General features: G+C 67.8%; 14 protein-coding genes. 12 read left to right on the top strand and 2 right to left on the bottom strand.

All coding sequences use genetic code 11. From position 1 onward, the window contains the following. Positions 1-730: 730 nt before the first annotated feature. Entirely contained in the window at positions 731-1,399 is a 669-nt protein-coding gene (locus GWK61_RS48195; RefSeq protein WP_194920156.1) for a prepilin peptidase, read from the bottom strand. A 382-nt stretch (positions 1,400-1,781) separates the two neighbouring features. Between GWK61_RS48195 and GWK61_RS48190 the strand changes: the two genes are divergently transcribed. From GWK61_RS48190 to GWK61_RS48150, 9 genes are all read left to right on the top strand, one after another. Continuing rightward, complete coding sequence (locus GWK61_RS48190; protein WP_194920154.1) at positions 1,782-2,252, top strand: hypothetical protein; 471 nt, start codon at positions 1,782-1,784, stop codon at positions 2,250-2,252. Positions 2,253-2,407: 155 nt separating this feature from the next. Continuing rightward, positions 2,408-3,223 carry a hypothetical protein gene (locus GWK61_RS48185; RefSeq protein ID WP_194920152.1) on the top strand — a complete coding sequence of 272 codons (816 nt, stop codon included), beginning with the start codon at positions 2,408-2,410 and terminating at the stop codon, positions 3,221-3,223. 106 nt (positions 3,224-3,329) lie between these two features. Then, positions 3,330-3,992, top strand: coding sequence for a hypothetical protein (locus tag GWK61_RS48180; protein WP_194920150.1), 663 nt, complete (start codon positions 3,330-3,332; stop codon positions 3,990-3,992). 5 nt (positions 3,993-3,997) lie between these two features. Then, the gene (locus GWK61_RS48175; protein ID WP_194920148.1) at positions 3,998-4,843 is read left to right on the top strand and encodes a CpaE/TadZ family protein; all 846 of its coding nucleotides are present in this window, start codon (positions 3,998-4,000) and stop codon (positions 4,841-4,843) included. Beyond that, positions 4,840-6,168, top strand: a complete 1,329-nt coding sequence (locus GWK61_RS48170; protein ID WP_194920146.1) for a TadA family conjugal transfer-associated ATPase — start codon at positions 4,840-4,842, stop codon at positions 6,166-6,168. Before GWK61_RS48175 ends, GWK61_RS48170 begins: the two co-directional genes overlap by 4 nt. Then, the gene (locus GWK61_RS48165) at positions 6,165-7,055 is read left to right on the top strand and encodes a type II secretion system F family protein (protein WP_323748096.1); all 891 of its coding nucleotides are present in this window, start codon (positions 6,165-6,167) and stop codon (positions 7,053-7,055) included. The genes GWK61_RS48170 and GWK61_RS48165 overlap by 4 nt, the downstream gene beginning before the upstream one ends. Further along, on the top strand, positions 7,052-7,945 hold the full coding sequence (locus GWK61_RS48160) for a type II secretion system F family protein (protein WP_194920143.1): 894 nt from the start codon (positions 7,052-7,054) through the stop codon (positions 7,943-7,945). Before GWK61_RS48165 ends, GWK61_RS48160 begins: the two co-directional genes overlap by 4 nt. An 89-nt stretch (positions 7,946-8,034) precedes the next feature. Further along, positions 8,035-8,253, top strand: coding sequence for a Flp family type IVb pilin (locus GWK61_RS48155; protein ID WP_194920133.1), 219 nt, complete (start codon positions 8,035-8,037; stop codon positions 8,251-8,253). Beyond that, positions 8,250-8,681: a TadE/TadG family type IV pilus assembly protein gene (locus tag GWK61_RS48150; protein ID WP_194920131.1), complete on the top strand. Its 432-nt coding sequence runs from the start codon at positions 8,250-8,252 to the stop codon at positions 8,679-8,681. The genes GWK61_RS48155 and GWK61_RS48150 overlap by 4 nt, the downstream gene beginning before the upstream one ends. Before the next feature lie 112 nt (positions 8,682-8,793). Here GWK61_RS48150 and GWK61_RS48145 read toward each other — a convergent pair whose 3' ends face one another. Then, positions 8,794-9,348 (bottom strand): SMI1/KNR4 family protein, encoded by a 555-nt coding sequence (locus GWK61_RS48145; protein ID WP_194920128.1) that lies wholly within the window; start codon positions 9,346-9,348, stop codon positions 8,794-8,796. A gap of 329 nt (positions 9,349-9,677) precedes the next feature. On the opposite strand from GWK61_RS48145, the gene GWK61_RS48140 reads away from it, so the two are divergent. The 3 genes from GWK61_RS48140 to GWK61_RS48130 all read left to right on the top strand — a co-directional run. Continuing rightward, complete coding sequence (locus tag GWK61_RS48140) at positions 9,678-10,118, top strand: TadE/TadG family type IV pilus assembly protein (RefSeq protein ID WP_194920126.1); 441 nt, start codon at positions 9,678-9,680, stop codon at positions 10,116-10,118. A 68-nt stretch (positions 10,119-10,186) separates the two neighbouring features. Beyond that, the gene (locus GWK61_RS48135) at positions 10,187-10,564 is read left to right on the top strand and encodes a pilus assembly protein TadG-related protein (protein ID WP_194920124.1); all 378 of its coding nucleotides are present in this window, start codon (positions 10,187-10,189) and stop codon (positions 10,562-10,564) included. A gap of 34 nt (positions 10,565-10,598) precedes the next feature. Beyond that, positions 10,599-11,351: LysM peptidoglycan-binding domain-containing protein (locus GWK61_RS48130; protein WP_194920122.1), on the top strand; the 753-nt coding region annotated here is incomplete at its 3' end.

The raw sequence follows: 11,351 nt of genomic DNA, 5'->3' as shown, positions 1-11,351 counted from the left end.
CAACACCACAGGTGGGTCTACTTCAGACCGACACTACCTTCGCGCCCACATGCACCAGATCACGCCAACCCTTGAATGGTCCCGACTCAGGCCGTCGCAGCGGGTCTGCGGCAAGCCGCCCTAGCCACGAACGGCCAGTTCGAACGGTCATCCACAGAAACGTCCACAGATTCGAACGGGTTGTCCACAGCCTCAGGTCACTTGGCGCCGAGCGGGGCCATCTCGATACGGACGTAGCCGCGGTCCAGGCAAATCGGGGCGAGGTGCGGTCCGAGCCGGACACCATGAACCGGCAACTCATCAACCGTGCCGGCGCCGGGAGTGCTTGGTCTTCTTGATCAGCCCGGAAGCTTGGCAGCGCGCGGTCGTTCGGCGCGCTTGACGATCCGTTTTCAGACGAAGCTGTGTCGGGTGGTGCTGCATAGAGAAGCCCGTTTGCATGACCGCGGGGCCCGAACGGCGGGGCCGGCGAAGTGCGTGCGGATACGTCACGGTCCTGCCCAGAGGAATACCGGACAGGACCGTAGGACGCTGTCGTGCTCACTAGCGGCCAGAATCCGACCCCGCCCGCGCCACGAACCTGCTACACGCCCTGCTCGTCACAACGAACCTCGAAACCGACCGATGACACATGAGTAGACCGCAGACAGCAGCCCACGATCAGCGCCGGTACCCACGAGCCCTGCCACGCCAGCATCCTGACCAGCACATTCAGGTTGGCGACAACTCACTATGCAACGATTGCGGCGACCAGCGATCCGAGCAGTAGGACTGGGCCTAGCGGCAGTGTCTGGATGCGCGGCCCGCGCCGCAGCAGCGCACGCAGCACGACATAGAGCGCTGCTGAACCGAAAGCGATCATCAACGCGATCCACACGGTCGCCCATCCCAGGAATCCGATGAACAGCCCGAGCAGCCCGGCGAGCTTCACATCGCCGAAGCCCAAGGACCCCGGAGCGACAACCAGCGCGACGACAAGAAACAGGCCGTATAGAGCCGTACCCGCGGCTACTGCTCGCCACAGCGCACTGGTCTCGCCGGCCCGCCAAGCGGCGAACGCCAGCAAGACCATGACAATCGGGTATGCAGGCAGCAGGACACGGTTGGGCAGCCGTTTCGTCGCGGCATCGGCGGCGCCGAGTACCGGCGCTAGCGCGGCGAGGTAGAGGTAGGCCGGCAGGCGTGCGGATACGCCGAATCGAGCACCGACGAGCGCTCCGAATCCGGCGCCGAGGATCGGGACCAGCCAGTCGAAGGCGGCGGGCGCCGCCGGTCGCGCTCCGCCCGGACCGCTCCTACCCGCGCTGCGGCGGGCGGCGCGTGGTCCATACAGGCCGGCGGCGAGGCCGATACACGTGCCGAGCGCGATGGCTGGGGTGCTAGTGGTCAGATGACTCATCGGCGCCTTTACAGCAGGTCAGACGTGCAGGCGAGCCGAGCTGATACATGCCACGAAACGGCAACGCGGCAGTCCATGTAACTCTATGTCAACGTCTGTAGCTATCGACTGCATAACGTACGCCACGCCGTCGACTGGGGGGTCTGGTGAAGATCGAGAAGCTGTGCATATTCTGTGGCTCCGCGAAGGCGGACTAGACCACGCTCAGTACTATAAACGGGGATTTTCGATGTTTCGTTACCGCCTCGGAGGTCGTGCCTCCGCCGGCGTCGTCATCGGCGCAGCGCTTCTGGCGGCGGCCGGATGCGCGAGTGGCTCACCTGGAGCATCGAAGGCTCCGTCGGGACCGGAAGCCGCGACTGCGCAAGCCTCGACGTCCTCCATGGCGCCTTCGGGATCGAGTACGACGGCGTCCTCATCCGTGCTGGTGGACCAGAGCAGCCCGGCGGCGCAAGCCGGCCTCGCCACCTACCGGGCATTGTGGGCAGACGTGATCAAGGTCGAGGCCACGATGAATGATCAAGACCCGACTCTCGCGAACCACCTCACTGGGGGCGCGCTGTCGTTCTTCCAGCAGGCGATCCACATCAACAAGCTCGACGGGTACGTCGCCAAGGGCCAGCCGAAGTTGCTTCACCCGACGGTCAAGCAGGTCATCGGCTCGGGTGATGCGGCGAAGGTGCTGGTCGAGGACTGTGTCGACGATTCCGGGTTCAACCTGTACACGACCGACGGGACCCTCGTCCACAACGGGCATCCAGGCGGTCGACGCCTGACGCAGGCCATGGTGGAGAAGTCCGACGGAGCCCTCAAGGCGTCCTCCTTCGCGTTCAGCGCCCCGGGCACATGCTGACCCGGATATGCCGCATATCAGCGGTCATCGCAGGCGTCTTCGTCGCACTCACCACGCTCGGGGTCTCATCGGCGTTCGCCGACCAGGGCATCCCCGTCGGTGGAGGCGGAGGTGGTGTGACCTGTAACCCGGGCACCGGGTCGTGCACGATCGACGTGAACAACCCCGGCGCGCCAGGCACCACGCCATCGCCGAGCCAAGGCTCTGGTCCTGGTGGAGGATCCGGCGGTTCGAACGGTGGCCCGGCGCCGACCTCACCGACGTCCGAGGAGACTCTGGTCAACGGCAACTGCCTCTATGCGGCCGATCCCACGTACGTACCGCAGCCCGGCACGGACACGCATTCCGGCCAGAAGGGTGCCTGGTACCTGGAGACGTGCCCAGACGGCATCAAGCTCGGTGGCAAGCCGGGCCAGCCGGTCGCCTCGACGACGCAGCAGATGGTGTGGCTGACGAATCCGCCTCCGGCGGCGTTGATGCAGCCAACGCCGGCGGTGTTGGCGGCGCGGGCGCGGAACAGTCTGGTACTGCCGAAGCCGGTGATCTCGTCGAATCCACCGGTCGGTAGCCCGCAGTGGGTAGGTGTTCCTACCTGGGCTTTCCTCCCGCGCAGCGTATGGGCGCCAGTGTCGGCTTCAGCGGAGGTTCCCGGCATGCGTGTGCTGGCGACGGCAACGCCGGTCTCAGTGACCTGGGATTTCGGTGATGGGACTTCGACGGTGTGCGCCGGTCCTGGGACGCCGTTCACGCCGGGAACGGACCCGAAGGCGTCGTCGCCGGATTGCGGTCACACCTACAGGACCTCGTCAGGTGCAGCGCCGGGTGGCGTGTTCCAGGTCGCCGCGACGATCAGTTGGCGGGTCGACTGGGTCGGGGCTGGGCAGGCTGGGACGCTTGCCGACTTGACCACGACCGCGACGATTCCGGTCACCGTGCAGCAGAGCCAGGCGATCGTCACCGGTACCGGATAGCCAGCTTCGACAGCTGCTGCTCAAGCTGCGCGTCTGAACCTCGTTCCACTCCCCCAAATCTGTGAAAGGCCAGTTCGTGGGTACCCCCTTGTCGAAAATCGAGCCGGTGAAGTTGTCCGGTCGCCTGGGCGACTCGGCGAAGAAGTCCGAGCCGCGCCTGGCGCCGGCCGCCAAGCGTCGCTCGGTGCCCTACGCGGTGCTGGGTGGGGCGTTGGCTGTCGTGTTCGCGATCGGGTTCGCGGCGACCTCGTTGAACGTCGGCGGCCGGCAGTCGTATCTGGCGGTGGTGCGTTCGGTGCGCGCCGGGCAGGTGATTCAATCCTCTGACCTCGCGGTCGTGCAGGTGGCGACTGATGCCGGGCTGGGGTTGATCCCGGCTGGCCAGGAGTCTGCGGTGACCGGTCGGGCGGCCTCGTTGCCGTTGGCGCCGGGGGCTCTGCTGACTCGTCGTGAGGTAGGTCCGGCGTCGTTTCCGGCCTCAGGACAGCAGGTGATCGCGGTGGCGGTGAAGACTGGGCAGTATCCGGCAGAGATGACTGCTGGGGCGCATGTCGTGGTCGGTACTTCACCGGCGCCGGGCGCTACGGGCTCCGTTTCGGTGGTGCCGCTGTCGGGGGCGCCGAGCGCGGTGGTGTTGTCGATCACCCCCGGGTCGGATTCGGCGACCGGGTCGGTGTCGCTGTTGACGGACGCCGGATCGGCGTCGGCGATCGCGGCGATACCGTCGGCGCAGGTGCAGTTGGTGCTGACTTCGCCGTCGGGGAGCTGAGCGCCGTGTTGATCGCGCTGGGTTCGTTGAAGTCCTCGCCAGGGGTGACTACGGCCGCTGCCGCGTTGTCGGCGATGTGGCCGGCGTCCGCTGCAGGGGAACCGGTGTTGTTGGAGGCCGACGCTCGTGGCGGCGATGTCGCCGCGAGATTCTCGCTGGGGCCGGAGCCTGGTCTGGCCTCGCTGTCGGTTGGGGCCCGCCGCGCCACCGAAGCCAAGCTGCTGGCTGAGCACGTCCAGGAGCTGCCCGGCGGCCTGAACGTGGTGCTGGCGCCGCCGACGGCCGAGAATGCCAGGGCAGCCATGACGATGCTTGACGAGGACGGCCGGGAGTTGCTGCGCGCGCTCGCGGTCCAGGAGGACTTCGCCGTGGTCGCCGACCTGGGTGATCTGTCTCCGGACGGCCACGGCTGGGCGGTCGCTGAGGCCGCGGAGGTGCTGCTGCTGGTTGCGCGCCCGGTGCTGGACGAGCTGACTCGGGTCATCAGCGCCGCCGAAGACCTGCTGGCTCGGTGCGCGGCGTCGGGCACCAGGCTCGCGCTGGTCACCGTCGGAGCCGGACCGTTTTCGAGGGCCGAGATCGAGGAGTCGACCGGGATCACCCTGGCCGCGGAACTGCCGAATGACGCCGCGGCAGCGGCGATGCTGGCCGGCAGACCCGATCCCCGCGGCGCCCTGTCTCGGCTCACAGGGCGCGGGGGGATTGCCGGGCTGCCGCTTGCCAAAGCCGCCACGAGCCTCGCGGTAGCCCTCGCCGCCGAACATCTACGAGTTGGCGCGGAATCTCACACCGAACCGGAAGACGGGGCTGCCGACGGCGCCGAGCATGAACCGATCGGAGCTTCAGCATGAGCGTTGCCGCCTTGGAGACTGAGGCTCTGTCCGAGGACGAACAGCACCTGGTACGAAAGCTGCGCGCGTCCGTGGGCGCCCGGCTGGCCGAGCACGTAACGGAGGGGACCGCGGCTGCCGAGCGGAAGCGAATCGGCAGCGAACTGATCGACGACGCGTTGATGGCTCATGCCCGGGCCGCGCTCGCCGGCGGCGGCCGGGGCGTGCTGAACAACCTCGCCGAGGCCAAGGTCGCTCGCGCGGTCTTCGACGCCCTGTTCGGCATGGGCGGGCTGCAACGATGGCTGGACGACCCCCTGGTCGAAAACATCACCGCCAATGGCTTCGACCACGTATTCGTTCAGTACGCCGACGGCACCAAAGTCCAGGTCGGCCCGATCGCAGCCTCCGAGGAAGACTTCGTCGAGCTGCTGCGTACGATCGCGGCGCGCGCCGGCACTGAGGAACGACGATTCGACCGTGCCCATCCGCAGCTGAACATTCAGCTGCCTGACGGCTCGCGACTGTTCGCGGTGATGGGAGTCTCCGACCGTGTGTCGATGACTGTTCGCCGTCACCGGCACATGGCGGTGTCGCTGCAGCAACTGACGACGATGGGGATGTTCGACTTCGACATCGCCGCGCAGCTGGCTGCTACGGTGCGGGCAAAGCTGAACATCCTGGTCAGTGGCCCTATGGGCGGCGGCAAGACCACGATGGCCCGGGCCCTGGCCGGGTGCATCGGCCCGGAAGAGCGGCTGGTCACGATCGAGGACACCTACGAGCTGGGCCTGGGCAAGACGCATCCGGACGTGGTGGCGCTGCAGGCCCGGGAAGACAACGTCGAGGGCCACGGAGCAATCACCCAGGCCGAGCTGGTCCGGATGTCGCTGCGGATGAACGCGTCTCGGGTGATCGTCGGTGAGGTCCGTGGTGAAGAGCTGGTTCCGATGCTCAACGCGATGATGATGGGCACCGACGGCAGCATCGGCACCATTCACGCCTCCTCCTCGAAGCAGGCGTTCGACAAGATGGCCACCTACGCGATCCAGTCTCCGGAGCGTCTGGACCGCTCCGCCACCAACCTGCTTGTCGGTAGCGCCCTGCACGTGGTGGTCCAGCTCGCGCGGTTGCGGGACGGTACTCGCGTGGTTTCCTCCATCCGGGAGATCACCGGGGTCGGCGACAACGGCGAGATCACCAGCAACGAGGTGCACAAACCCGGGCGGGACGGCCGCGCGGTACCGGGCACCGGCTGGACGGCGGACACCGCACAGCGCCTCATCGACGCAGGGCTCGACGAGGCGGTGCTGACCCGCTCAGCGCGTGCCGGGTGGTCGCTGTGACCGCGGGCGTGCTGACCGCGATCCTGTGCGGGGTCGGCGTGGCGGCGGGGATCACGCTGATGCTCCGGGGCCTGATCGGGGTGCCGGCCGACCAGGAGTTGAAGGGCCCCGGCACGGCTGAGTTACTGGAGCGGCTGAAGGCGCCCGGCACCACCCGCAGGGTTCTGATCTCGGCCGGAGCTGCGGTCGCGGTGGGGACATTCACCGGCTGGCCGATCGGTGCGGTGATCGCGGCGCTGGCCGCGTGGGTGCTGCCGGGCATGTTCGGGAAGGACTCCTCGGCCGCGACCGAGCAGGCCCGGATCGAGGCGATCGCGTCGTGGACCGAGGCGCTGCGCGACACCTTGGGCGCCGCGGCCGGTCTGGAGCAGTCGATCGCCGCCACCGCGCCCGGGGCTCCGGTGGTGATCCGCGCCGATGTCCGGAACCTCGCCGCCAACCTGAAATCTGGTACCCGCCTGGATGACGCGCTGCGGGCCTTCGCCGCGGACCTGGGGGATGCCACCGGAGACCTGGTGGTGGCCGCGCTGATCCTGGCCTCCCGGCAGCAGGCTCGAAACCTCGGCGACGTCTTGAGCGAACTAGCCGCCTACGCCCGGGAGCAGGCAGCCCTGGGGATGCGAATCACCGCGGGTCGTCGACGCACACGCACGGCGGTACGGACCATCGTCGGCGTGGTCCTCGGGTTGGGCGGCGGGCTGATGCTGCTGGATCGCTCCTACATGGCGCCCTACGGCAGCTCCACCGGCCAGGTGGTCCTGACAGTGATCGCCGCGTTGTTCGCCGCCGGCTTCGCGTGGCTGAACAAGATCGCCGCGCCGAAGCAGTCCCAGCGGTTCCTCACTCGACTGAGCGAACACGCCTCCGAGGCAGGAGGTCGGCGATGACTGCCGCGCTCATCTGCGGTGCCGGGTTCGGTCTGGCTCTGGCCGCTCTGATCTACGGGCTTTTCCCGCCGAAGCCCACCTTGGCTGAGGCGATGTCCGCGCTGAGCACCAACTCCGCCCCGGCTCCGATTCTGGGCGCCGACGACGAGGGCTGGCTCGCACGAGCTGGAGCTCCGCTCGGCGTGTTCCTGGCCGGTCTCGGCCTGCCGGGGACGCGGGTTCGCAAGGACCTGATGGTACTGGAGCGTTCGGTGCCGGCGTACCTGGCGGAGAAGGCGATGCTGGGCGTGCTGGGGCTGTCCGCGCCGCTGGTTCTGGCCGGACTGCTGCAAGCGGCCGGGATGCCGCTGGGCTGGATGCTGTCGGTCTGGGTGTCACTCGCGTTCGCCGCGGCGGCGTTCATCGCCCCCGACTACGGATTGCGGGCCGAGGCCGCCGCGCGCCGGGAGGAGTTCACCCATGCGCTGTCCGCGTTCTTGGACCTGGTCACCATCTCCCTGACCGCCGGCGGTGGAATCGAGGCCGCGTTGAAGGAGGCGAGTCTGGTCGGCGACGGCTGGGCGTTCGTCGCCCTGCGGAAGGCTCTGGCCACCGCCGAGATCTCCCGAGTCGCGCCCTGGACCACCCTGGCCCAACTGGGCGCCGAGCTGGATGTCCCGGCGCTCGGTGAGCTGGCCACGTCTCTTGCCCTGGCAGGCTCGGAAGGCGCGAAGGTCCGAGCAAGCCTCGCGGCCAAGGCCGGCACGCTGCGGGCCGCGGGCCTGGCCAAGGCCGAAGGCTACGCGAATGCGGCCACTGAGCGGATGAGCCTGCCTCTGATGGTCATGGCCATGGGCTTTCTCATCATGATCGGATACCCCGCCATGGCCCACGTCATGAGCGGCCTCTGACACACAGACCACGCCGCGGCACCCTGCTGACGGCGTCCCCGACTCTGGCAACCGCCGGAGACCGAACCAATCCACGAAGGGCGCAACCCATGTTCAACGAACTCACACCACTGAAGATCATGTTTGACGGTCTGGTGGCTCGCTTCAACGAGCTGCGCAAGGTGGAGAACCGCGAGACCGGCGCAAGCACCGTAGAGTTTGTGCTCATTGTCGGAGGCATCGCGGTCATCGTCCTGGCCGCTCTTGCGATCTTCAAGGTCAAGATCCTTGACGCGGCCAACAATATCAACGTCAGTCCAAATCAGTGAGCACAGCCGGCGTCGGCATTGGCTCCAGGGCCCGATCGCGCCTGACATGGCTGCGCGAGCAGCCCGAACGGGGATCGATCACCGTGGAGCTGGTGCTGGCGTTCCCAGTGCTGCTGCTATTGGTCCTGCTCGCAGCGCAGTTCATGCTGTTCTACTTCGGGTCCGAGGCCGCGCACACCGCCGCGGCCCAAGCGGTTGCCGTCGCACGCGCCCAGAACGCCACGACAGCCAGCGGCCAAGTGCAGGGCCAATCGATCCTTGACAACGTGGCCGGCGGCACGCTGCCGCAGCGGCAGATCACCATCACCCGCGGGGCCGGCGAGGCGATCGCGGACGTCACCGGCACCGTCCAGTCCCTGATCCCCGGTTTCCACCTGCACGTCTCCGCACACGCCGCCGCCCCGATCGAGGCGTGGAGCAAGAACTAGCGTCAGTTCGCGATTACTGACGCCTCATCGCCCCGGAACTGAAGGGAGGAGGTTGATGATGAGCATGGCAGGTCGCTTCGGTTCACGAACCGAGGCTGCTCATGCTGAGGCACTACCCGTCGGCAAGGCGGATTCCGGCCTGCTCCCACAGCTCCAGCTCGACGAAGTCCCCTATGCCCTGAGCGTTCACTTCAGCCCAGCCAGTTCCGTGGAGCCAAGCCTCAAGCCAGGCCACGAGGCTCTCGGCGTCGCGGAACCAGCATTCGTCCCAGGCGCCGCCGCTATACGCGTTCGGCTCGAAGAGCAGGACTTGACCGTCTTCGCTGCGGCAGTCGACAGCGGCGTACATCGCGCAACCCCATGTAAGGATCGGAACGAGGCCCTCGGGCCACCCCGGATTCTCCGCACTGATCGACCTCTCGCGCCGCGCGAGGTACTCGCCGACGACGCTGGAGCCTGGTCCGAGCAGCGGCAGCAGCCGGTAATCGGGACCGAATCCGCCATCGCCCACGTCTCGGTAGAGGCGCGCGAGCAGTGGGTGGAGTGCGAACCCCAGCTGGGACTCAGCTTCGACGATGCGGTCGGCATCGACCGGGGCGGGAAGGCCGCCGTTGTCATCGTTGGCACGGTTGAAAACGCGGCGGATCAGGGAATCGACGTCGGCCATGCCGGAGATGCTGTCAGAGCGTGCCGACAGGTCGATGACCGGGACCGCCGGGACCATCGTCGTGCCGCGCGATGGTCATGCCGTATCGGCGTCGCCGTAGTCCTCGAGCTCTTGCCCGGTCCGCAGCACCCGCCATGGCGACTCCAGTGAAACGCACGGCCGCGAGAGACATCGGCACCCCAGCTCATCTGGAGCGGCAAATGAGTCATAAACACCACCGCTCCGCCATAACTTAGTACCCCCCAGCCGCGCCGCCATATACCGAACAGACCGGAAAGGATCCGCCGATGCGACAACAACCGCCGCGCCGACACGCTGTGCTCTCCCGCATGGCACGGCTCCACAGCGAACACGAACGCGAGCGCGGATCGGCCACAGTTGAATTAATCCTGCTCACACCGGTCTTCATCGCGTTCCTGCTGCTGGTAGTCGGGACTGGCCGACTGGTCGACGCCAAGCTTCAGGTGGACCAGGCCGTCCACGCCGCGGCCCGGGCCGCCAGCCTCGCGCTCACCCCCAGCGCGGCGGACAACGCCGCCAACGCGGCCGCAGCGCAATCCCTTTCCGGGGCCGGGATCACCTGCTCCCCCATGAACCTGAGCACCGACGTCGGCTCCCTGGCCCCCGGCGGCACCGCCCGCGTCACACTGAGCTGCACCGTCTCCCTGTCCGACGTGTCAGGGCTCGGAGCCTTCCCCGGCCACCGGACCATCACGGCCAGCTTCTCCTCGGTCGTGGACACCTACCGATCAACGCCGACGCAGCCATGAGACGACTCCTCCACACAACTGCACTCCGGTGGCAGGCACTGCGCGAGCCGGACAAGCGAGAAGACGGCGTGGTGACCGTCTTTACGATCATCATCGCCATAGCCCTGATGATGTTCGCCGGGCTCGCCTATGACGGCGGCATGGCCCTGGACGCGCGCGTCCGCACACTCAACGAGGCACAGGAAGCCGCGCGCGCCGGCGCCCAAGCCCTGAACATCGGTGCCCTACGCGCCGGCGGACCCGCGGTACTCGACGCCTCGGCCGCCGTCACCGCCGCCCAGGCGTACCTGGCCGGCACCGGCGATGCCGGAACCGTCAGCGTCAACGGGACCACCGTCACCGTCTCGGTCACCCACACCCGGCAGGCGACGTTGCTGGCCCTGGCTGGGGTGGGAGCCATGACGGCTCACGCCACCGCCAGCGCGAAAGCCGAACAAGGCACCTGACAGCGCACCACGAGCAGCAAGGAACCAACCGATCATGGCGATATCCCAGGCGATCACCGCTACCGCACGAGGCACCGCCCGCGCGGTCAAGGCCCTGCTGGCCGCCACAACTACCATCGCCGTCCTCGCCGGAATCCCATGGGCCCTGCTGCATTATGCCGGGAACCCACTGCCGCACTCGATCCCGACCCTGGACGCGGCCAAGCATGCGCTGACCAGCACCATGACACCGCAGCTGCTGCTTAAGGCCCTGTCGGTCGTCGGCTGGTACCTGTGGGCGATCCTGGCTGTGTCCTTCGCGATCGAGCTCGTCGCCGCTGCCCGATCGGTCCATGCTCCGCACGTCCCCGCGTTGGGGCCGACCCAGGCCTTGGCTGCCGCGCTGATCGCCGCAATCGGCATCACCGCTCTGTTACGTGCCACGCCCGCTCACGCCGTCGAGATCACCTCGGTGACCCCGACCGGCGTACGAATCACGGCGACCGCACCTGCCCTAGTCGGGTCTCCAAGCCTGTCCGCCGCGCATCTGACAGTCGGAAGCGGGGTGTTGTCCGCGCCGCGAGAGAGCGTCCACACCGTGCGACCTGGCGAGTCGCTGTACTCGATCGCCGATGAGGACCTCGGCAACGGCGATGACTGGCCCCAGCTGTACACGCTGAACGCCGGCGCGGTCGTGGTTGTGCCGCCGGTCTTGCCGGTCACGCCGGTCACCTTGCCGAGCGGGATCGCGGTCGCCGTCTGCACCTTGGCCAGGTCCGGCTTCGCACCGGGCACCGCCTTGAGCGTC

Source organism: Catenulispora rubra, from assembly GCF_015356825.1.
In the GTDB taxonomy this organism is placed as follows: domain Bacteria; phylum Actinomycetota; class Actinomycetes; order Streptomycetales; family Catenulisporaceae; genus Catenulispora; species Catenulispora rubra.
This window is presented reverse-complemented; position numbering and strand designations above follow the sequence as displayed.

Excerpts from the sequence above, each read along its gene's own strand:
- GWK61_RS48155 (WP_194920133.1), top strand. The coding sequence starts at position 8,035 with ATGTTCAACGAACTCACACCACTGAAGATCATGTTTGACGGTCTGGTG.
- GWK61_RS48190 (WP_194920154.1), top strand. The coding sequence starts at position 1,782 with ATGGCGCCTTCGGGATCGAGTACGACGGCGTCCTCATCCGTGCTGGTG.
- GWK61_RS48195 (WP_194920156.1), bottom strand. The coding sequence starts at position 1,399 with ATGAGTCATCTGACCACTAGCACCCCAGCCATCGCGCTCGGCACGTGT.
- GWK61_RS48140 (WP_194920126.1), top strand. The coding sequence starts at position 9,678 with ATGGCACGGCTCCACAGCGAACACGAACGCGAGCGCGGATCGGCCACA.
- GWK61_RS48170 (WP_194920146.1), top strand. The coding sequence starts at position 4,840 with ATGAGCGTTGCCGCCTTGGAGACTGAGGCTCTGTCCGAGGACGAACAG.
- GWK61_RS48160 (WP_194920143.1), top strand. The coding sequence starts at position 7,052 with ATGACTGCCGCGCTCATCTGCGGTGCCGGGTTCGGTCTGGCTCTGGCC.
- GWK61_RS48145 (WP_194920128.1), bottom strand. The coding sequence starts at position 9,348 with ATGGCCGACGTCGATTCCCTGATCCGCCGCGTTTTCAACCGTGCCAAC.